Source organism: Sphingomonas sp. LaA6.9, assembly GCF_022601895.1.
GTDB lineage: Bacteria > Pseudomonadota > Alphaproteobacteria > Sphingomonadales > Sphingomonadaceae > Sphingobium_A.
On sequence record NZ_JAKVIO010000037.1, the window covers coordinates 1 to 20,618 of the forward strand.

Consider the following 20,618-nt stretch of genomic DNA (forward strand, 5'->3'; position numbering starts at 1 on the left):
GCGATCTTAACCCGCATCAATATGATTTCGCCGTTCACGACATTCGTGTTGATCGAGGTCAACCCCGGGGAACCACCCGTCTCCCATGGCATACGAATAGCAGCAAACGCCGTCATATTAGCGGTACGATGCGCCTTTTGTGTCCTCAAACCCGTCATACGTTCATCTTTGTCGGCGCGGCTCCAAGGCCTGGCGACGACCTTTTGAATAGCAACTTTGCAGGCAGAAAAAGGGCAAATTGCCGTCCAGCCAGCGAAATGAATGAGATAGCACAATTCGTCGTAACCTAGATCAAGTGAACCGGCGTAAAGTGTTGTACAAGTAGCTGAGGCATGCGAGCAGACCCTGCGGCGCTAGTGATGTGGCCTCGTAACTATTTGGGCCCGCGGGAAGCGACCCCCCGCGGGCCCCTTTCTGCGCTTCGAGCTTCGGCGTTACATCGTGCCTCATCCGCCGTATCAATTACCTGCTTCCATCGTGCAGCAGGACGGACCTGCAGGCCGCCTCGTGCTATATTGGTGTCTCCAGTCCCCGCCATCGCGGCCGTTTCCAGATAAAATCTGATTCCTGAAGCCTGCCCTTTGTTCATTGCGAGGCGCGCCTGTGACCGACCAGCATTTGGGACGTTGTCGCTCACAAGCCCGACGGTGAACGGCGACTTGCGGTAACCGCCGGGCAGGATCGCTGCGAGTAGCGGCGTTTACTCTTAGGCACCCCATTGCCTGACAGCTCGAAACAATGCTGCCGCGCCGTCGCCGCGGCTCGCACTCCATTACTCTGCGCAAGGCAGTCGATATGGCCCGGGGCCCAACTTCTACGCAGTGAAGCTCTTGTTGATAATCCTCTGTCCGAAGGTGAACCTAGGTCACATGTCGAGCAGCATTATTCGTGGGAGGAGCAAACTGGCGCCGCAAAATTATGGCGATGTTGTGAGAGAAGGGTTTCGTGACAGTCCGTGCCCCACACGCGCCGGCTGACCATACCTTCAAGGAGCGGGCTGCCATGCCCAAGGGTTCTAGTAGGGTGAAGGCAATTTCGCCATCAGAGAAATTTCCAGGAGCCTATATGAACCCAGTTGTATCTGCTGTTTTTGACAGCAACGCCGATGCCGAACAGGCCGTCACGGAGCTTCGCAACGCGGGTGTTCCCGACACGGCTTTATCGGTGATCGCTCGCCACGAAGGTGCGAGCGGGGATTATGGCGATGTGGAGACGCACGAGGTAAAGGATAAAGGAGAAGGTGCTCTCAAGGGTGCCATTGCGGGTGGAACGATCGGTGCATTGCTTGGCATTGCCGCGCTCGCCATCCCGGGGGTCGGCCCCCTCGCGGCGGCTGGTGCGATCGCAGCGAGTGCCGTTCCCGAAGCGGCAGCAATCGGCGCTGGCGCTGGTGCGTTAACCGGTGGTCTGGCCGGACTGCTCACAAAGCACGGTGTAAGCGAGGAGGACGCGCGATATTATGAGTCGCGTATTCACGAAGGCGGCGTTTTCGTTTCGGTCGACACGGGTGTTGGGAGAATTGACGCCGAAACCGCGCAGAACATTCTTTATGGTGCTGGCGGGCATAATGTATCACGCGCCAAAGCAACCCAGGTTTAATCGGCCTCTGGAGAGATAGGAGCGCTACTCTCTGGAGGCAGCTCTCCTATCGCCGGGGTCGGAATTGTGCTGACAACTTGCCCTTGCAGCGCGACCGAGGGACTGAGCGACCGACTATTACCTATTTACAAAACACTTCCGAAATCGGCCGCGTGGTAATATTCGCGTCCACACTAATGCACCGCGCGACTTTATCGCCGGACTCTTCGATTATGTTGCACAGCGTATGCGCTGAAGGGGCACGCGCAGCAATGACGCTGAGTCTGATGCCGGGCGTCGCACGCCTCTCCGCTTGAATGCACCCGACACCGGCTTGTTTCCGCGGGGACCGCTGCTCGACGCGTGGTACGCCATCATGCCGCGAAGTCGGTGCGCGGATTTCACAGCTGGCCCCTCCACAGTTAAACGTCATAACGGTGAAGAAACTTTCTCAACATCATCCAGCGTTCGAGCTTGAGCCCGTAAGCGAGGGGATAGGCCGGGCTGCTCGACGGCAGATCGAGGAGTATCCAGCGATCCGATGCGACCGCTTGTCTCCCTATGCGAGCGGCGGTCGTGCCGTTGAAGGCAAGTGCGTAGAGCGATGGCAATGCGTTCCCCAGCGCTTCCAGATCGCTCGACCTTTCAAGTTGGATTCTGGCGTCGAGACTGCCCTTGCGATGGGCCTGCGCGACGGTGTCCCACAGTCCCACACCTTGGTCCAGGCAAGTGCTCAGCCTGTCAGAATAGGACAAGTCTGCAAGCGGAATCTCCATGACGTCACCAAGCAGTCGCCAGAATTGGTTGCGCGGGTTGGCATAATATTGACCTGCGCGTAACGATTCCTCGCCTGGGAGACTACCCAGGATGAGAAGCCGGGTGCGTCCGTCGACGACGGGATTGAAACATGTCTTGTGACTGTCGCTGGGCGGGGGATCAGCCATTGAAACTGCTTGGCATGTCGATGCGCTCACTGTCGCGTCCATTTTTTCAGGCGGATGCGCAGATGAAGGGGGCTTTGACCCTTCGCGTCTGGTTGAATCTGGATCATCCCCGCGCCGCAACGGCAGAGCAAATACGCAAGCTTGCAAGAGACGCACAGCAGTGCTTGTAACGATGTGGCCTCTCAGGCCAGTTTCAATCCCTCCTCGTTTATAATGGTGGTGAGCGCCTTGCGCTCGAACGCGACCTCCATCATCGAATTTCGCGGCACTGGTTTTGGGCGCCCGGAACGCCGCTCAGGATTTGGCGACTGGCTCAAGACCAAGATTGTTGAGGCACATGGCGTTGACATCGGCCTGCTTGCCGAGAAGTTTCACGTCAATCGCCAGGCTTTGGGGGCTGTCCTGAACGGACGCTCGGCGCTTTGCGCCAACACCGCGATCCGGTCGAGAGGGCGTTCGGTGTAAAGGCCGAGAAGCTCGTGCGAATGCAGTTTTGCCCATGATTTGGTGAGGGGGCGCGGGCACAGACGATTATCAAGGTCGAACGGATCCTCGAGGGGGCATGGCGCTGGCCTGGGGGCAACCTGACGATGCTCGACTTGTGGCTCGCCAGCAGAGCGATCGGCTTGCGCCATGCCCATTCGTCGTCTCCACAGAACCGGGCTTCTAAGAATAAGTTTATGGAGGCTATTTCGCCGCAACTCCAGCGAATGCCGTGCTCAGAGACAACCGTGACAGCCCCGGATTGAACTCGCCGTGCAGGTCGGTGTCGGCATTGAGATGGCCGGCGAGCTGCGAGCGCCGAGCTAATATTGTCGGAAACAAGGACAAGCTCGCGATGGCGATCCTGCTCATGGATGCTTGAGTCGCGTTTCGACGCGCATCAGCGACACCGCCGTCCGGCGCGGCTGGGTCAGCATGAAATGGGCGGCGACCGCAATATCCTCGGCGCGCAGCATCACATGTTCGTTGATCAATTTGACTTGGTCTTCAGGGCCAAATTCCGGATACTGAAAATCTGCACCGGTGAAGCCGGGCTCGATGAGGCCCACCTTGATGTCCTCGTCGGCGAGTTCCTGCCGCAGCGACACGGCAAATCCTTCGATTCCCGATTTCGCCGCGACATAGATCGACGCCCCTCCCTTGCGTGAAACCGCCGACATCGAACCGATCAAGATGATATCGCTGCCCGCCTGCATCCGCTCCGCTGCTGCCTGCGCGGTGGCCAGATAGGCGGTGAAATCGGCGGCGATCTGATAGCGCATCGTCTGCTCGTCGGTCCCGGCCATAGCTTCGGCAGGAACGGCGGCATTGACCACGGCGATGTCGAGCCCGCCGAGATATCCATCGGCTTTGGCGAAGAAATGCTCGAGATCTTCAGCGAGCGTCAGATCGACGGCAACTCCGTCGCCCTCGCCCACTTCACGTATCCGCTCGAGGGCGTCCATCAGATGCGCGGGATTACGCCCGCAGATGAAGACCTTGGCACCGTAACTCGCCAACAGGACGGCGATGGCTCGGCCAATGCCGGTCGTACCACCGGTAACAACGGTGCGTCGCCCTTCGAGGCTTGGCTGTTGAGTATGGGCGTCCGCCAGGTCAGTCATCGTACTTCCTTTTCCACTTTCCCCGGTGAGGGGCAAACGTGCGGTACGCGGCGGAGTTCTACCAATAGCCAGCAATTTTTCGCCGGGTTGCGTTGCCGCTACACGATCTTCTGAACCAGCGGCTCTATCCGTAGCGTGACTACATCCACCCCAGGACCGCGCGTGGCAGCAAACAGAATGGCGTCGGCCACCTCCTCAGGCGGTAGCAGTCTACTCTCCCTCACGAGCCGCGCGCGTTCCTCGATGGAGAAGGGCTGCATTGCAGAGTCGATTGCTCCAGGTTCAACCAAGGTTATCCTGATGTCATGGGGGATCAGTTCCTTGCGGAGAGTTTCCGCAAAAGCGGCGACGCCCCCCTTGGAAGCGTTGTAGACACTCTCGCCTACCGCCTTGATATGGACGCTGATCGACCCGACCAGGATGATTATGCCATGCTTGATGCCGGCCGCCCGCATCCGCTCGATGGCGCCCTGGCTACAGGCAACGTAGCTGACCAAATTGCTCTCGATAACATAGCGCCAGTCGGGCTCGGACATATCCATGAGCGGTCCCGAGCCGACGCCGGCGCAGGCGACAAGTATGTCGAGGCCGCCGAGCCACGTGTCGACGCGGTCGAACATACGTGCGAGTCCACTGCTATTGGCGAGGTCAGCGGTCACTGAGTCAATGCGCGCGTTCGAGACTGACGCGCGCACCGCTTCAACCGCGCATCGCAATTCCAGCTCTTCGCGATCTGCAATCAGGACAGTTGCACCCGCGGCGACCATGCGCGAGGCAACGGCACGGCCGACCCCGCCCGCGCCACCCGTAACAAGAACGCGCTTGCCTTGTAGGTTGGATGGCGCTGACGACATATCGTTCTCCTGCTTGGAAAGGTCAGCCCGCCAGCGGCGAGGCCGCCGCTGGCCCGACTGGCACAGATGCGGCGCCTGCAGCTCGGAGCACTCCATCAAGCGGCGTCAATGTGCCGTCCGATTTCAGTGCGAAGAACGTGACGTTCATTGCGTCTTCGTTGACGAGTACGAGCAGCCGCTCGGACTCCAGCAGCGCCAAGGCTCGGGGGGAGGCGCCTCCGCTTGGCACCAACTGAAGAAGGTGCGTCATTCACGTGATCGAAATTGCAACAAACACGGCGGCGGCTTTCGCTGAGGCATCGGCCGTCTTGAACGCTTCGGTGATCTGGTCCAGCTCAAGCGGTGCTTAATCAAACTCTTCTCGTCGAGTTTGCCCCGCAATGCCAATCGCTCGAGCACCGTAGCTTGCTCGGGACAAATGTTACGCAAGGCGACGCTTGGCCTGGGCATGATTTTAGATTCGAACAACTGAATGCGCTGCCAGTCCAGCGGCATCGCCAACCCACCAGCGTCGTATCCGCCCACGACCACAACCTTATAGCCGCGCGGCATGAGTTTGTTTCCAAGCGGCCGCGACTGCATCGATGTCCGCCCCGTGCACGCGGCGGTAGCCTTATGCCTGCCCTCGCTGGTCTTGAGCGCGGCTTTCATCCGCTTTCCGTCAGCTCGTTTTTTGCATGCGCGGTTCGATCCGCAGTCCGACGACGTCCGCGTGCCGGGATCGGGTCAACGTGAACAGGATCGCCTCAGCGACTTCCTCGGCGTAGAGCATCTCGTCGTTGGCAATCGCCTGCCGCTTCGCCTCTTCGCTACATTCCTGCATCGGCGTTGCGACTGATCCGGGCTGAATGACGCTCACCAGGATATTCTTCGGCGCCACTTCCTTGCGCAGCGTTTCGGCGAACGCCTTCACGCCGGCCTTGGTCCCGGCATAGACGCTTTCGCCGACAGCCTTGATTTCGCTGGAGATCGATCCAACGAATAACAGGTGTCCAGATCCCTGTTTCTCCATGCGCAGGATCGCCCCACGGGCGCTAGCAAGATAGCCGGTGAAGTTGGTGTCAACCACATAGCGCCAATCATCGTCGGCCATCTCGTGGATAGGCTGCGCGCCGAGCGCTGCATTGGCAACGAGCACGTCGATTCCGCCGAGCCTTTCATCAACCGCCGCGAACACCTCGTCGATGCCCTCCCGCGTCGCAGCGTCGGCAATCAGGCCTTCGATACTACCGCGTCCAATACGGGCGCTGGCCATTGCGTCGGCCAGCTCCCTCTCGTGACGCCCGAAAGTGAGCACCCGTGAGCCTTCGCGCACGAGCAGCGCGACCGTCGCGCGCCCGATCCCCGTGGTGCCCCCTGTCACCAGGATACGCTTGCCGTCCAGATTGGTTGGACGCACGCTCAACTCCAGGTCAGCACGAAGCGGCCGTTGGCTGGCACGCGGAAGTCAACACGGTCGCCAGACTTATGATGCGCGCGAAGCACATCACCGCCTACCGTGGTAATCTTGATCTTGCCGAACTTGCGCCGCTTCAGCCGCACAAGGCTGACGCCCGCCGTGCAGGTTTCCCCGCCATCGAGCGTTACTGTGAGCGCATTCTCGGCCGTGCGCTCCATCGCTCGCACGAAGTGGTCGCAGTACAGGCGGAACGGTGAACGCTCGACATGGTGAAAGGCGCGTGTGGCGAAGATGAACGCCGCGCCGGCGCCGTAGACTTCCTGACCGACCTGGCCTGCAGGCTGGCCATCGGGATAAAGATCTTCCAGCGGGAAGGACAGCTTACGATTGATATATCCATTATTCGCGCGCTGCTCACACGCCAGTGCCTCGGGAGGCAGCGCGTCCGGATAATAGTACCAGGCTCGGTCGAGGGCATATTTACAATATTCGGCGACCAGCATGCGCACGGCCGGTTCAAGGTCGGGGCCGCTGTCGTCCAGATAGCGCTCGAATGCTGCAAACGAGTCAAAACACTCGTAAATCGCCATATAGGGCGCGTCCTGCAAACAGGTGACGCCCAGAAAATTGCGGTAATGGACCGCCAGCTCGATCTTGCTCTCCCAGATCTCGCAATTGTGGAAAAAGCTGCCCAGATACACGTAGCTTTGTTCGAGATAGACGTCGTCATTGGTGATCCGCCACAGCCGCATGCAAGCGGCCGCGCCCCAGGCCGTGAGATTGGCCTGGTAATTGATGTTGAACCGCAATCCCATCGCAGCATCGATCGCTGCCCGCGCTTCGTCCAGGTAACGTTTGTCGTCGGTCAGTTCGAATGCCTGGAGCATGACCCAGGCATAGATGCCCCCAACGTCAGTCTGGCCGCGGCCGTCGGCCCCGGCGACATCCGTGATGATTGAAAAATCGGTAATCTTGTACTGAACCGGCCACTTGTATTTGAAGTGGTGCGCAGACTTGATCGCGAAATCGATCGACTTCATCAGCAGCTTGCGCGCATCCTCATCCCCGTCGAGCGCGAGTATCCCCAGGTTGAGCATCGGGTGATAGAGGTACCAGCTGTCAACGGCATCCGCGTCCTTGTCTTCGCCGACATTAGGAAGATAGCGCCGCAACGATTTGAGCCTGGGATCGTAAAACTTCTCAAGTCCCGCTTTGAATTCTGCTTCGAGCGGGTGAGGCTTGCCGAACCATTTGCCCCAGTCGTGGATCGCCGTGACCAGCGACATCTGAACCATGATATCGGGATATTCGGCTGCCGTGTAGGGATGGATATACCGATGGCCATAATGCGTGATTGTGGCTTCCCGAGCATTATCGAGGTCATGCAGCGTGCGCTCGCAGCGCTCGACCCAATCACGATAGTCGGTGTGCGGCAGGTCAAGCATCTTGTAGGCGACACCGAGCATCTGGAGGAACTGGCGGGCCGACTCGCGCTCATGTGGCGGCGCCTCGTGGCGAAACACGAGGATAGCATCGGACAACGTAATCTGTTCGCCTGGCTTCAACGCATTGCTCGATAGGTCTGCAGTCTGATCGGTCGTGGGGGGAAGATGGCCGAGTTCGGGCCATACACCGCCCACCACGCCGTCCGGTTTCGTCTTGGTCGCGCGGTAATAATCGTTCATCGCGGTCAGGTTTTGAAAATAGAGGACGTTGCCAAACGCGGGTTCCTCGATCCGGAAATAGACGATGCCGCAATTGAGACCTCGCTGCACGGCTTCAACCGTGCCAGACGCACCGAGCGGGTCGTCTTTCGCGTCGAGAGGATATAGATCTCTGGGCACGAACGGTATCAGCAGCGGTGCGGCGGGCGTGAAACGCACGGTCATACGAAGAAACTCGAGCGCCTCGCCGCCGGGCAAGAAACAGACATCATGTTCGCCCAGTGCGCTCGAAATGGTGATGCGCGCCATCTCTCGCGACGAGGACTTCAACTTCGTGCACTCGAAGCCGGTCGGAATATAGGCCGCGCGCAGCGCCAGCCCGCCTTTTCCGTCGCGCCGGATCAGCGCCCACAATGAGTCCGCACTGGTTACCAGTTCGACTTCGAGCTCTCCCAGCCCAAATCGGCCAAGCGTCCTGGCCGAGCCATCCCGGAGCGCATCGCGCAAGCCAAGCACATACGAGCTGATTCCAGCGGACTCGGTATCGACCGTCAACGTAGTCATGTGTGTTGCATCTCTGGATGATCAGGCGCAGCAGCCCCGGGTCTCTTGTCAACCGGGCTTGCGGCGCGATGTTCCGCGACGAGTGGCGAAGTTGACTTGGATCAGTATGATTCCGGGTGCCCGTGAAACGCTAATCTCTCCCGGCAACCTTAGCTCCACGTGGCGAAGCTGCAGCATCGCACGGTCATCCGCGCCCAGAGGCCGACCTTAACGGCAAGCGTGATTGGAAAAGCGGGTGCTGACGAAGGCGATCGCGTCGGCACGCTCGCGTGTTGGTGGCATATCCTCGATGCCGTTTACGTAAGCGGCCTATGGTTGCCGCGACCCCGGCGCCAATGGCGCTGGAAGCGAGTAAAAGAATGTCTTGCTGCCCCGCAACTTGTTGCAGCGCACAATCGTTCTGCCCGACATGGATGACAAACATGATCAACGGGACGAGGTTCAGGCCTTGAGGCAAACTGCTTGGCGGAGTTGGACCCTGGGAGGAAGCGCGATCGCGCTTGCCGGCGCAGCGCTGTTCAACCGGAGTCGAAGCAAAAAGGCTGAACGCGACAGGCCGCCTATCGGGGATTTTGTTGAAGTCGACGGGGTTCGGCTTCACTATCTCGATCGAGGTTCGGGGCCCCCGCTCGTGCTGTTGCACGGAAATGGCGCAACAATCGAAGATTATTTATTAAGCGGCCTCATCGACGAAGCAGCGGCCCATTATCGGGTGATAGCGTTCGATCGGCCCGGCTTCGGGTACAGCGAACGGCCACGATCCACGATCTGGAGTCCCTCCGCGCAAGCCGAGCTGATCTTTAAGGCGCTGATGCAGCTCGATGTGGAACGGCCGATAGTTCTCGGCCATAGCTGGGGGACGCTGGCAGCGCTGGCAATGGCGCTGGATCATCCGGAGGAAATTGCGGCGCTCGTCCTGCTGGCGGGATATTATTTTCCTACGGCACGGCCCGATGCGGCCCTTCTCTCGCCGCCCGCCATCCCCGTGATTGGCGATATCTTGAGATATACCGTGTCGCCATTGGCCGGGAGGGTCATGGCGCCCACGATGTTTGCATCCATGTTCTCGCCGGATGTTGTGCCGGCAAATATCGGCCAATGGCCGCTGGACATGGCTCTCCGTCCGTCGCAGATCCGTGCCGCGGCAGCCGACACCGCCTTGATGATCCCCGCGGCCTCCGAGCTATCAGAGCGCTATGGGGAGCTGTCGCTGCCCATCATCATCGTCGGTGGCGTTGGTGACAAGATTGCGCATTTCAGTGATCAATCGGCTGCGCTGCACGGTACGATTGCCAGCAGCGAACTGGTGACTGTGGCCGGCGCTGGGCATATGGTGCATTATACAGCACCCGAAAGAGTGATGGTCGCCATCGACCGGGCGCGCACGCTTGGCTCGGGGGGCGCGAATACGCGGGCCGAGGATGATCTTGTCCACCCCCCGGGGAGTTCAGCCATCTTATGAGCCAAGGCGACGGTCAGGAAAGTAAGGCCAGACCAGATACGAGCGCGACGGCCGATCCCGGAGGGTCGAATCAAGACGCGGCTCGATCATCCATAACCCGTTTCGCCATGGACCGGCTGGTCCTCGTCCCGGACGATATCGATCTGTCGCGCTCTCCGCTGGCCGATCATCTCAACGCGGAAACCTACGTGCTCGGCGCATTCAATCCGGGGCTAACCGTGCTGGCCAACGGCAATCTCCTGATGATGGTGCGGGTGGCGGAGGCCCTACGCGAACCCGTCCGCGACGGACATATCCACGCAATCCGCTGGGAATCAAACAAGAATGGCGGGCGATATGTGCTCGATGCCTGGCCGCTAGGGCATGCCGACACGGCCGACCCTCGAAAGTTTGCCCTGCGCGGCGGCGGCTGGAAGATCATGGCGCTGACCTCCTTGTCCTGGCTTCTGCCAGTGGAGCTCACACCAGATGGCCTCGAAATCGTCGCGATCCACTATGACCGGGCGATCGCCCCGTCCCATGATTTCCAGTGTTATGGAATCGAGGATGCCCGCATCAGCCGCGTTGGGGGCCGGTACCTCATGACCAGCTGCTCGGTCAGCCCCGAACGTCACTCGACAACCCTCTACAGTTCACCCAACGGCCTCGACTGGAGCTTCGAGGACATCGTGCTCGATCACCAGAACAAGGACATGCTGATCTTCGAGGGCCTGATCGATCACCATTACTGGGCGCAAACCCGCCCCTTGGGTAATCTTTATTTCGCGTATCCCCCGGGAAGCGAGTGGCGTGCCGGCCCCTCGATTAACTTGGCGCTGTCTCCCGACGGGCATTTCTGGAAGCCCTATCACAAACCCGGGATCCGTCCCCGCGCCGGAACCCTCGCGACGGCGCGCATGGGCGGCGGTACGCCCCCGATCCTGACCGAGGATGGCTGGCTGACCCTTTGGCACGGCGTGGAGCCCAAGGAGATCGTCGGCATATACCGGACTTACTGGTCGCTTCTAGACAAAAATGATCCAAGCATTCTGCTCCGGGGCGAACGCGAACCGCTGCTCGAAGCAAATCCCGAACTCACCCGGCCGATCGAGCATCAGCTCTATGTGCGCGACGTGGTCTTCACCACGGGGATTGCCGACCGTGGCGACCATTATGTCGTCGCGTCGGGCGAAGCCGACCTAGCATGCCGGATAACCCACATTCCAAAATCCCGGTTTGAACAGGCCTGATGTTACGGCGGCAGGTTGGCGAGCAGCACCTTTCGTCGTCTTTGGGCGCAGTTGGCGGCGCGAACGGAAAATCAGAATGCCATTTCTGTGGCTGCCGATTTTCTGAAGACACATGGGCAGGAACCCCACAGTCTCTGCAGGCAACAGCCAGAAAGTACTGGTGTTATGTCCGGGCCCGCCGACATCCCAGTCAATCAGGACCCATTTTCCGCTTCATGAAAGCTGCACTCCGTTCACGAAGTGTGGAATGACGGTTGTTCGAAGGCGACCCGCCCGGCGAGTCCGGGACATTTTGATAACCGACACTGAAAATCGAGAACTGCATCTGCATTTTGGTAAAGTGCCATGATTCCTCTGAAAAACGTGAAAATTCGCGCTCTCGCGAAATCGGGCCATCCGGCCTATCCCGATACCGTCGTCCAAAAGCCAAGCGTCAGCACCGCCGCCTTGCCGACCTCTGATGGCGCATCGCGGGCGATGTAAGTGGGATCGATCAGCCGGAGCAACATGTGTCATGATTTGTGTCATCGTTTCGCTTCACGATCGACTTTTCGTTCAATCAAAGCACAAAAAATCCGCAGATTTCTGCGACTTTCGGGAGGCATCAAAAGAGGCCTCCGAACCGGCCGGGCGATTTGCAATCCGCGGCTGTTCATGCGGTTCTTCAGTCTCAGCTTGGAAGGAGGAGCGAAGGGACTAGCGCTCCTCCTTCCCTCGACTATCGCCAGTCCTTGTCAGAACGCCGTGCGCAGGCCGAACGTGAAGTTCCGGCCGCGCAAAGGCGATGCGTCCTTGATGAACGAAGCGTGGTTGAAGGCGAGATCGTTCGTCAGGTTCGTCGCACGTACGAACAGTTCGGCATTAGCTTTCGGCCCGAGGTCGAGCCTGTAGGCCACCGTTGCGTTGACCATGTCATAGCCGGACGTGGGAGTTTCGAACGAGGCAATCTTGCCCTGCTCGAAGACATGGTAATATTCGATGTCGGCCGAGAATGGTCCCCATTTGCCGTCGGCGCGAGCGCCAAGACGGCCCGCGGGAATACGCGGCAGGTTGCCGAGATTATTCTTCAGTTTCGCCCGCACATAGTCACCGAAGATGGAAGCACCGAAATCAGGCGCGAACTGATGCCGCATTTCACCGTCGATGCCGGTAAAGTTCGCATCCGCGGCCGTGTAGCGAATGAGGCGGAAGTCCTCGAACCGATCGAGCGTGTTCGCAAAGATGTAATTGTCGAAATCCTGATGATAGGCGCCAATCGTGAAAGTCGTGCCGCCCGCCCTCTTCCGGAAGGTGAGGTCTATCGACTTGTCCGTTTCCTTGCCCAGCGTCGCCGTGCCCAGTTCATAGGTGTTGGTGGCGAGGTGGATGCCCCGCGCGTAGAGTTCCTGGACGTTTGGTGCGCGCTGCGAACGGGCGAGCGACAATGCCAGGGAATAGTCGTTGCCGATGTCCCACACGGCCGCGCCCGAAATAGAGAAGGGCCGGTGGCTGACCTCACGATTGCGCGTGGTCTCGATCTTTTGCCATTCCTGCCGTGCGGCGAGTTCGAACCTCACGGCGCCGGCTTGCAAGGTCTCGATCAGGAACAGCGCGGTGTTGCGCGTTTCGCTTTCGGGGAGGAACGCTTCTGTGCCGAGCGCGCTGAACTGGCTTTCCGAATGCTGGACGCCGAACACGCCGCGCAGCCCGCCGATCGGCTTGTGGGTGAGCTCGAAGCGGATGTCGTGCGCCTCGTTCCTGAACGTGGTGGCGACCTCGTCCTCCTCAATCTCGTCATGCCCATAGTCGGTGAACGACATACGGAACTTGAGCTTCTCGAAGCCCGGTAACGGATCGCCATATTCGCTGCGGATGTCAAAGCGCTCGCTCCGCAGTTTCACGAATGGCACTTCGTCATGCTCGTGATCATGGTCGTGATCGTGACCTGCCTCATCGTGATCATGTGCGCCGCAGTGGAGGCTGGAGCCATGCGGGTGGCAGGATTCATATTCGTGATTGTGGCCGGGCAGACCGTATTCGCTGCGCTGTCGCGTATACGCGACACCCAGATAGCCATCGGGGCCGATCCACGATCCGCCCACACTGAATGTGGAGGTGTCATTATAGGAGCCATCGACGTGACGCTGCCCGTATTTTCCCGGCACACGATAGTCGTTCGAGCTGCGATGGACGCCCTCGGCATGGAAGGCGAACGGACCTGCGCCTGCGGTGATCCCGCCCACCAGCGACCGTTCATCATCTGCGGTTCCGAGGCGCCCCTCCGCCACCCCGGAGAAACCATCTTCGGGAAGTGCGGTCGGCACCTTGTCGTCGAGCAGATTGATTGCGCCACCGATCGCCCCTCCGCCATATAGCAGGGCAGCGGGACCGCGCAGCACTTCGATGCCACGCAGCAGCAGAGGCTCGGTGGTGATCGCATGGTCGGGCGAGATCGTTGAGGCGTCCTGAATGTTTGCACCATCGGACAGCGCCTGGACACGCGGCGCAGTCTGGCCCCGAACGACAGGACGGCTCGCACCGCCACCAAAATTATCGACGTTGATGCCCGGCTGGCCAGCGAGAGTATCGCCAAGTGTCGCCTGGCGCCGATGCACCAGCTCGTCTCCTGATAGCGTCACGACCGGCGTGGCGGTCTCATCCGCCTCCTGATCCAGTCCCGTGGCCGTGACTATAATATCGTTCTCGCTGGTGCTGCCAGCCTGCTCGGCGAAGGCGGCGGTCGGAATGACGGCCGAGATTGAGACCGCGGACAGCAGCAATACCCGAATTTTCACGATAAACCCCTTTTGCGTTTAGAGACATCGCGGCCATTAAGTTACGTTATAACATTACGCAATAGACAGAAAGCGCTGCCGGGACGTGTTGGGTTACGCCTCGATATCTGCCACGCTGGTCTCAAGCGCGCGCCAGCATGCTGAGCTGGCCGTCGCTCGGACAGATCTCGAACGCCACCATCAGCTTTCACCATTTTCGATTTGCGCCCGATGATCGGGCCGAGGCGCCCTCCGGCGACGAGCGTCCTGCCTTAGCTTCTACGTGCCCGGCACACGTCGCTTCAGCTGTAATCAAAGGGGTTCAGAACGAAAGCCGAAGCCTTGCTTCGGCATTCAATTGGGCCGGTATCGGCGACGAACCAACACGCGTTGCCAATCATGGCTCTGAATCGGTGAAAAGAGCCCTAAGACCTTGCGCCATTCCTATTCGGTCTCGACATCGAGAAAAAGCGGCAGTGGCATTGGCCCGGCGTGAAGCTGCCAATGCCGAGCAGCATGATTCGAATTCTCGACTTAGGGTCTAAGAGATGATCGATTCCGCGCGGAAACGGCCAGAGTGTGCGATTATGGCGAGCCAGAGTGCATTTCAGCTATTGGCTTGAGCGAGGTGCCGAGTGGTCAATGACCGACGCCCAACTGGATTTTCAGGAAGCGGGCAATGTCATCGAGGGCGTCCCGCGACGCCCGCAGCAGGGAGAAGCTCGACGGAAAGACGTGCACCATTCCTTGCCACACATGCACCTCGACGTCTCCACCGGCCGCCGCAAGACGACGTCCATATTGCACCGAGTCATCGAGAAGGATCTCGTCCTCGCCCACGTGGATTCTGACTGGCGGGAGACCGCTCAGCTTCGCATACAGAGGCGAGGCGCGAGGATCCAAAGGGTCTGCTGCGCCAAGATAGATTGCCGCTGTCTCAGCGAGCGCGTCCCTGGTGGACAGCGGATCCACCTCCGCACGCGATTCCATCGAGGCGCTGCTCAGGGCCAGATCCGTCCAGGGCGACATCGCGATAGTTCCAACCAACGCCTGCGCACTATCATTATGGGACGCGCCCACGACCAGCGATTGCAGCGCGAGGGCCAACCCACCGCCTGCAGAATCCCCGGCAAGGGCGATGCGGCCATAACCCAGTGACTGAAGACCGCGATAAACCGCCTCAGCATCCTCGACGGCCGCTGGGAACGGCCTTTCAGGTGCGAGGCCATAATCGGCCACGAACACCGTGACCTTCGCGCGGGTTGCTATCTGGCCCACAAAATGCCGGTAGGCCGATGCCGATCCGACCATATAGGCGCCGCCATGCAGGTACAGGACGACCGCACGTTCGGCAGCAGCATGCGGCCGACACCACCAGCCCGGCACGCCACCAATCTCGGCCGCCTCATAGACCATGTCGACCGCCGCAGGCCTCGATTCCATCAGCTGATCAAACCAATCGCGCGCAGCAGGGCCGGTTACGCCTCCTTTGACGGGCGCCATCATCTCGCGCATCTCCGCCATCGGCACGCGATCATCGGGATAAAACGCGTGGGTAATGAGGACATGCTCAATTCGCCCTTCAGCGGAGGTTCTTGCGATCGAAATGCTATGGATCGAGGTCTGGTCGCGCGGGTCCGTTGCCTTCTCAGCCCGGCTGCAGCTGCTGAGCCGTCTCTTCGGCGAATTCCCGATAGGATCGGAGCGGCCGGTCGAGCATTTTGGTCAGCCGGCTTGTATCGGCAACGCTCGCGACCATGCCGTCCTGCTGGAAACGCTCCGTCATCAGGCGCATGTCGTACGCCATCCAATCGGGAGCGAACGCCTTCATGTTCTGTTCGAACGCCGCGCTGTCATCCCCGCCATAAGCGATTTCGCGATTGAGAACTTCGGACCAGAGTCGCGCGAGTTGAGCGCCATTAAGTACGTCCGGCCCAACAACGTTCACGACTTCGCCCGGAAGCGGCGTAGAGGACCGTTCGCGGCGCAGCAGCTCCAGAGCAGCCACCTCGGCAATGTCGCGCGTGTCGACCATGGACAGTCCGATGCTGCCAACCGGCATCGGGTAGACGCCGTAGCCTGCAATGACGTCTTTGATGGTGATGTCATTCTGGATGAAATAGGCGGGACGCAGGATGGTCACAGGCAACTGGTACTGCTCGATCATGCGCTCCACAGTAAATTTGCCAGCGAAATGGGGCACATTTGTGTAGAGGTCGCTGTGGAATACCGAGAGGTAAACGATGCGCTCGATGTCCGCTGAGCGCGCCAGATTGAGCGCGATCAGCGCCTGGGTCACTTCATCCGGCGTAACCGCATTAAGCAGGAATAGCGTGCTTGCCATGGACAGCGCGGAGCGCATCGACTCCACGTCGGTGAAATCGCCCTTGACGGCAGTCACACCTTCAGGGAACCGAGCCTTGTCGGGACTTCGCGTGAGTGCAAGCACGTCCGCTCCGCGCGTAGCAAGCTGGGCCACGACCTGGGAACCGATTGTCCCCGTACTACCCGTCACAAGAATCGCCATGTCGAAACTCCCTTGATGATTTACATTCCCGGCAAATTTATCGTTTCATAATTGATCCAAAAGTACGAATACTGAGACACCCCGTCTCACGAATGGATCGATAAATGGATTTGATTGCGCTTGAGGATTTCAACCTGGTCGCGTGGCATGGCGGCTTTGGGCGGGCCAGCCGCGCCGCCAATCGCCCCAAGGCAACTCTGTCTCGCAAAGTCCGCGAACTGGAAGAAGATCTCGGCGTCAGACTCTTTGAGCGCAGTGCGCGCACATTGAAGCTCACGACCGAGGGACGCTTCCTCCACGAGCGCACCAGCGGTCTGCTTGCCGAAATTGAGCATGTTGCAGATTCCCTCGGAACGGGAGCGGACCAGCCGCGGGGCACGCTGCGCGTCAGCGTGCCCTTACTGTTTTCGCAGATCGCAATGGGAAAGATCGCGGCAGGATTCATCGCGAACTTCCCGCAGGTGACCCTCGAGGTCACGGCCGAGGACCGCGCAGTGGATCTGGTCGATGAGGGATATGACGTCGTGATACGCGTCAATCCGTCCCCCACCGAGGAACTGGTGGGAAGATGCTTCCTCCACGACGAAATGCTGGTGGTGGCCGCGCCCGGATTTGCCAGACCTTCGGCAAAGCGCCGGGACAAGGCGCCCCTGCCCGTACAAGCCGTGGTCCTGACGGCAACATCGGGGCAGGCATTTTGGCGCATCAACAGTGACCGAGGCGGCGAAGTTCTGGCACCGCAGTCCACGCTTCGACTGTCCTCCCTCGTCATGGTACGCGACGCCGTTCGCGCTGGGGCGGGCGCTGGCATGCTGCCCAAATCGATGGTCATGTCCGACATCGCCGCCGGCCGCCTGACCAATTGGGGCCAGGTATCAGGAACGAACACCGAAATCTGGGCGCTTTACACGTCACGCCGGCTGCTCAGCTCGAAGGTGTCTGCATTTGTGCAGTGCTTGCTGAAGACATTTCCCAATGGCTCCAGCCAAGAACTCGCGGCAATGCTCGCCGGCTGATATCCCCCGCCCCCAAGGCCGCCGCGACGGGCCCAAGCGTCACGCACGCCGACGCACAAAATCACGGTTCAATTCCGAGATCGATTGCACACCCAGCAGGACCATGTCGCGCCTGAGGCTAGTGGTGAAAAGATCCAGCGCACGCGTGACCCCCTGCTGTCCACCAGCCGCCAGCCCGTAGAGATAAGGGCGCGCAAAACTCACGGCGCGCGCGCCCAGTGCCAGGGATTTCAGGATGTCGGTGCTGCGACGAATGCCGCCATCGACGATCAGCTCGGCGGCATCGCCAACCTTGTCGGCAATGGGCGGCAGCATGTCGATCGGGGCAGGCGAAGCGTCCAGCTGGCGACCTCCGTGATTGGATATGGCGATAGCGTTGAACCCTGTGGACACGGCCTTTGCCGCATCGTCTGTATCGACCACCCCCTTGATGACCGACGGTCCATTCCATTCACCCAGGAGCCATTCAGCATCTCTCCAGTTGAATCCCGCGTGGAGCTGCCCGGCCACAAATGCTGCGAGGCTGATCGCGGGTGTGTCGGCCGAAAGATTCGCATATCTGATCGCCGGACCCATCAGGTAATCCGCCGTCCAGCGCGGTGCCCGAAGCGCGTGCCAGATTTGCGCGGGGGTGATCTTGGGCGGAATCGTGAAACGGTTGTGCAAATCCCGTTCGCGATTGCCCGTGATCGGCATATCCACGGTCAGGATCAACGCCTCGAACCCGGACATCCGTGCGCGCGCCAGCATCTCCTTTACGAGGCCCCGATCCTTCCAGACATAGAGCTGGAACCATTTGGGGCCTGAAGTCAGTCTGCCGATTTCCTCGATGGACACCGTCGACAGTGTCGACAGGCTGTAAATCGTCCCGAACTCGCTCGCAGCTCGTGCAACCGCCCGCTCACCTTGTGTGTGGAACAGCCGGTTTCCCGCCGAAGGTGAGATGATGAAGGGTATGTCGATCTTTCGCCCGAGGAGCGTTGTCGATGTATCGACCTGGTCGACTCCGGTCAGAACCCGGTGCACCAGATCATAGCCTGAAAATTGATGCCCATTGTTGCGCATCGCAGCCTCATCGTCAGCGGCGCCATCGATATAGTCGAACACCATCCGGTGAGCGCGCTTCCGTGCGGCGATGCGGAGATCTTCGATATTATGACAATGCGTCAGCATGTTCAGTCGCCGTTCCATTGAGCCGAGCCGTGAGCGAACCCGTGCGAGCGCGCTCAGGCAGCGGTCTTCGCCCAGGGATAAAATCCGACGGTCTGCCCACAATAGTCGGGGTCGATATAGATACGGACCCGACTGATCAGGTCCCCCTGGAACTCGAAGATCGTGCAAAAGCGCCCGGCGCAACCACCGTCCGGCGCCCAGCTGTGGCCACTCACCAGGGCGCCCGAACTTTCCCCTTCGATGCACACCCGATTCCCGACCGTCATGCAGACAAAGGAATCCTGATCGTGGCTGATCCCGGTCAGATATTTCCCAAGATCAAGGAACAACGGCATCAGCTCGGCCTTTCCACGCGCGACGCCCCATTTGGGATACATCAGTTCGATATCGTCGGTCACAAACGGGGAAATGTCCCCTTGCGCGTCGACTGTGCGCAGCAGCGCCCGCGCTACCGCTTCCTTGTCCAGGGCCATGCTGCTTCCTCTCCTTTTCGACAGGTTCCACCCATTCTTGCCTAACCCTGACAGGGTGTGAACTTGTCCAATGTCACTACATGGTTCATTCATGATTGACAAATGCATTCATTAATACGTAAATCCGGCCTCAACAAGGAGAGGGTGACGGGGACGCGGCGAATTGCGTCTCTTGTCGAGACATCCGGGCAAGCTCTCGCGGGCTTGTGCCCGAGTTCGCCTGGCGCTGCCCGTCGTTCTCTCGTCCGTCGAAACGGCATTTTGCCCCGTGATAAATGGAGCGAACGGAATGACATTTTCCTTCCGTCACAAGCGGCTCGGATATTTGCTGCTCGAGGTCTCGGACATCGAGCAGTCGACCCAGTTCGCGACCGACGTGTTCGGGCTCGATCTCGTGACTGAAGACAAGGATGGTGCCCGCTACTTCAGGGCGGGTGCATCGCACCACGACATCATTCTTGCGCCTGCGCAGCGCCCATCGCTGGCCCGCAGTTCCTGGGAACTGGAAAGTAGCGCTGAGCTCGAAGCCGCCTTTGGACATTTCGAGAGCCGAGGCTTTCAACCGTTATGGGTCAGCGATGCAGACTGCGCAGCGCTCAAGCTCGACCGTGCCTTCCGGATGATCGATCCGGTCCTGAGTGGAACGTGGGAATTCTTCGCTGGGATGACGACGATCCCGTCGCCGCGAAAGAATATGCTTACACAGTTTCAGGGCGGCAAGCACTTTGGTCTGTTTGTTCCGGACTGCCCGACAGCGACCGACTTTCTCGTCAAAGAGATGGGGTTCCTTGTCTCCGACTATTTCGAGGGCAACCGCCTCTCGCTTCTGCGCGCATGGCCGAACCCCAATCATCACAGCGTTGCGCTGATCGAGACGCGCAGCAGCATCAAGCGGATGCATCACGTCGCATTCATGGTGAACGAGATCGACGACATCGGGCGGCTGTTCAATCGCGCACAGCGCTTTGACGCACAGATCCAGTTCGGCATCGGCCGCCATCCGACGTCCGGAAGCATTCACCTCTACATCTACGGGCCAGACTATTTTGTCTGGGAATATACGCTCGGGATGGAACAGTTCCCCGAAGCCGGTGCGCGCGAGGCCCGGCGCATGTCCTCCGCACCGGAAGACTTTGATCTCTGGGGCGCAATTCCCGACGCGACCCACAAGGACGAACTCCCAGAACTCAAGGTCGCGCGGTAACGACGCCCCCGCTCAATATTCACTATTGAATGATCCATTCACTAAGAGTAAACGAATGTATATTCCGGCGTCGGCTCTCGTGGCTCGCGAAGGACAAAAATGCTTTTGGCGTCGGGCGTGTTGACCAGGGCCAATCGAGGATCTCGACAACGAGACGTGCATGGGGAGAGG

19 protein-coding genes are annotated in these 20,618 nt (G+C 59.7%); 6 read left to right on the plus strand and 13 right to left on the minus strand.

Annotation, left to right across the window (positions count from 1 at the left end; all coding sequences use genetic code 11):
* On the minus strand, window positions 1-275 hold a 275-nt coding region (locus MKI88_RS16385), incomplete at its 3' end, for a hypothetical protein (RefSeq protein ID WP_241632536.1).
* A gap of 727 nt (window positions 276-1,002) precedes the next feature.
* On the opposite strand from MKI88_RS16385, the gene MKI88_RS16390 reads away from it, so the two are divergent.
* The gene (locus MKI88_RS16390; RefSeq protein WP_241632537.1) at window positions 1,003-1,599 is read left to right on the plus strand and encodes a hypothetical protein; all 597 of its coding nucleotides are present in this window, start codon (window positions 1,003-1,005) and stop codon (window positions 1,597-1,599) included.
* A gap of 401 nt (window positions 1,600-2,000) precedes the next feature.
* On the opposite strand, the gene MKI88_RS16395 is transcribed toward MKI88_RS16390, so the two are convergent.
* On the minus strand, window positions 2,001-2,522 hold the full coding sequence (locus MKI88_RS16395) for a DNA-deoxyinosine glycosylase (protein ID WP_241632538.1): 522 nt from the start codon (window positions 2,520-2,522) through the stop codon (window positions 2,001-2,003).
* Between the two features lie 141 nt (window positions 2,523-2,663).
* Here MKI88_RS16395 and MKI88_RS16400 point away from each other — a divergent pair, with 141 nt between their 5' ends.
* Window positions 2,664-2,987: a hypothetical protein gene (locus MKI88_RS16400; RefSeq protein ID WP_241632540.1), complete on the plus strand. Its 324-nt coding sequence runs from the start codon at window positions 2,664-2,666 to the stop codon at window positions 2,985-2,987.
* 386 nt (window positions 2,988-3,373) lie between these two features.
* Here the strand turns inward: MKI88_RS16400 and MKI88_RS16405 are convergent, their stop codons facing one another.
* The 6 genes from MKI88_RS16405 to MKI88_RS16425 form a co-directional block, all read right to left on the minus strand.
* The gene (locus MKI88_RS16405) at window positions 3,374-4,129 is read right to left on the minus strand and encodes an SDR family oxidoreductase (RefSeq protein WP_241632542.1); all 756 of its coding nucleotides are present in this window, start codon (window positions 4,127-4,129) and stop codon (window positions 3,374-3,376) included.
* A gap of 98 nt (window positions 4,130-4,227) precedes the next feature.
* Window positions 4,228-4,983 (minus strand): SDR family oxidoreductase, encoded by a 756-nt coding sequence (locus MKI88_RS16410; RefSeq protein ID WP_241632544.1) that lies wholly within the window; start codon window positions 4,981-4,983, stop codon window positions 4,228-4,230.
* Between the two features lie 22 nt (window positions 4,984-5,005).
* On the minus strand, window positions 5,006-5,233 hold the full coding sequence (locus tag MKI88_RS21535) for a beta-propeller fold lactonase family protein (RefSeq protein ID WP_407073373.1): 228 nt from the start codon (window positions 5,231-5,233) through the stop codon (window positions 5,006-5,008).
* Window positions 5,230-5,634: a hypothetical protein gene (locus MKI88_RS16415; RefSeq protein ID WP_241632546.1), complete on the minus strand. Its 405-nt coding sequence runs from the start codon at window positions 5,632-5,634 to the stop codon at window positions 5,230-5,232. The genes MKI88_RS21535 and MKI88_RS16415 overlap by 4 nt, the downstream gene beginning before the upstream one ends.
* Window positions 5,635-5,644: 10 nt before the next feature.
* A complete protein-coding gene (locus tag MKI88_RS16420; protein WP_241632548.1) occupies window positions 5,645-6,382 on the minus strand; it encodes an SDR family oxidoreductase in 738 nt (245 codons plus the stop codon).
* A 2-nt stretch (window positions 6,383-6,384) separates the two neighbouring features.
* A complete protein-coding gene (locus tag MKI88_RS16425; protein WP_241632550.1) occupies window positions 6,385-8,610 on the minus strand; it encodes a hypothetical protein in 2,226 nt (741 codons plus the stop codon).
* A gap of 364 nt (window positions 8,611-8,974) precedes the next feature.
* On the opposite strand from MKI88_RS16425, the gene MKI88_RS16430 reads away from it, so the two are divergent.
* Together MKI88_RS16430 and MKI88_RS16435 are read left to right on the plus strand one after the other, a co-directional pair.
* Window positions 8,975-10,072, plus strand: a complete 1,098-nt coding sequence (locus tag MKI88_RS16430) for an alpha/beta fold hydrolase (RefSeq protein WP_241632551.1) — start codon at window positions 8,975-8,977, stop codon at window positions 10,070-10,072.
* Between the two features lie 107 nt (window positions 10,073-10,179).
* Window positions 10,180-11,301, plus strand: coding sequence for a glycosidase (locus tag MKI88_RS16435; protein ID WP_241632552.1), 1,122 nt, complete (start codon window positions 10,180-10,182; stop codon window positions 11,299-11,301).
* A 734-nt stretch (window positions 11,302-12,035) separates the two neighbouring features.
* Here MKI88_RS16435 and MKI88_RS16440 read toward each other — a convergent pair.
* The 3 genes from MKI88_RS16440 to MKI88_RS16450 all read right to left on the minus strand — a co-directional run bounded on the left by MKI88_RS16440 (window position 12,036) and on the right by MKI88_RS16450 (window position 16,581).
* Window positions 12,036-14,075 carry a TonB-dependent receptor domain-containing protein gene (locus MKI88_RS16440; RefSeq protein WP_241632554.1) on the minus strand — a complete coding sequence of 680 codons (2,040 nt, stop codon included), beginning with the start codon at window positions 14,073-14,075 and terminating at the stop codon, window positions 12,036-12,038.
* A 618-nt stretch (window positions 14,076-14,693) separates the two neighbouring features.
* Entirely contained in the window at window positions 14,694-15,578 is an 885-nt protein-coding gene (locus MKI88_RS16445; RefSeq protein WP_241632556.1) for an alpha/beta hydrolase, read from the minus strand.
* Between the two features lie 124 nt (window positions 15,579-15,702).
* Window positions 15,703-16,581: an SDR family oxidoreductase gene (locus MKI88_RS16450; protein WP_241632557.1), complete on the minus strand. Its 879-nt coding sequence runs from the start codon at window positions 16,579-16,581 to the stop codon at window positions 15,703-15,705.
* A gap of 104 nt (window positions 16,582-16,685) precedes the next feature.
* Between MKI88_RS16450 and MKI88_RS16455 the strand changes: the two genes are divergently transcribed.
* Complete coding sequence (locus tag MKI88_RS16455) at window positions 16,686-17,597, plus strand: LysR family transcriptional regulator (protein WP_241632558.1); 912 nt, start codon at window positions 16,686-16,688, stop codon at window positions 17,595-17,597.
* A gap of 39 nt (window positions 17,598-17,636) precedes the next feature.
* Here the strand turns inward: MKI88_RS16455 and MKI88_RS16460 are convergent, their stop codons facing one another.
* Window positions 17,637-18,788, minus strand: coding sequence for an alpha-hydroxy acid oxidase (locus MKI88_RS16460; RefSeq protein ID WP_348636269.1), 1,152 nt, complete (start codon window positions 18,786-18,788; stop codon window positions 17,637-17,639).
* A 35-nt stretch (window positions 18,789-18,823) separates the two neighbouring features.
* A complete protein-coding gene (locus MKI88_RS16465) occupies window positions 18,824-19,243 on the minus strand; it encodes a nuclear transport factor 2 family protein (protein WP_241632560.1) in 420 nt (139 codons plus the stop codon).
* A 325-nt stretch (window positions 19,244-19,568) separates the two neighbouring features.
* Here MKI88_RS16465 and MKI88_RS16470 point away from each other — a divergent pair, with 325 nt between their 5' ends.
* Window positions 19,569-20,447: a VOC family protein gene (locus MKI88_RS16470; RefSeq protein ID WP_241632562.1), complete on the plus strand. Its 879-nt coding sequence runs from the start codon at window positions 19,569-19,571 to the stop codon at window positions 20,445-20,447.
* Window positions 20,448-20,618 lie beyond the last annotated feature (171 nt).

Coding starts and splice junctions, on each gene's coding strand:
- MKI88_RS16460 (WP_348636269.1), bottom strand. CDS start 18,788: ATGGAACGGCGACTGAACATGCTGACGCATTGTCATAATATCGAAGAT.
- MKI88_RS16405 (WP_241632542.1), bottom strand. CDS start 4,129: ATGACTGACCTGGCGGACGCCCATACTCAACAGCCAAGCCTCGAAGGG.
- MKI88_RS16390 (WP_241632537.1), top strand. CDS start 1,003: ATGCCCAAGGGTTCTAGTAGGGTGAAGGCAATTTCGCCATCAGAGAAA.
- MKI88_RS16465 (WP_241632560.1), bottom strand. CDS start 19,243: ATGGCCCTGGACAAGGAAGCGGTAGCGCGGGCGCTGCTGCGCACAGTC.
- MKI88_RS16410 (WP_241632544.1), bottom strand. CDS start 4,983: ATGTCGTCAGCGCCATCCAACCTACAAGGCAAGCGCGTTCTTGTTACG.
- MKI88_RS16455 (WP_241632558.1), top strand. CDS start 16,686: ATGGATTTGATTGCGCTTGAGGATTTCAACCTGGTCGCGTGGCATGGC.
- MKI88_RS16415 (WP_241632546.1), bottom strand. CDS start 5,634: ATGAAAGCCGCGCTCAAGACCAGCGAGGGCAGGCATAAGGCTACCGCC.
- MKI88_RS16435 (WP_241632552.1), top strand. CDS start 10,180: ATGGACCGGCTGGTCCTCGTCCCGGACGATATCGATCTGTCGCGCTCT.
- MKI88_RS16445 (WP_241632556.1), bottom strand. CDS start 15,578: ATGGCGGAGATGCGCGAGATGATGGCGCCCGTCAAAGGAGGCGTAACC.
- MKI88_RS16425 (WP_241632550.1), bottom strand. CDS start 8,610: ATGACTACGTTGACGGTCGATACCGAGTCCGCTGGAATCAGCTCGTAT.
- MKI88_RS16450 (WP_241632557.1), bottom strand. CDS start 16,581: ATGGCGATTCTTGTGACGGGTAGTACGGGGACAATCGGTTCCCAGGTC.
- MKI88_RS21535 (WP_407073373.1), bottom strand. CDS start 5,233: ATGACGCACCTTCTTCAGTTGGTGCCAAGCGGAGGCGCCTCCCCCCGA.
- MKI88_RS16395 (WP_241632538.1), bottom strand. CDS start 2,522: ATGGCTGATCCCCCGCCCAGCGACAGTCACAAGACATGTTTCAATCCC.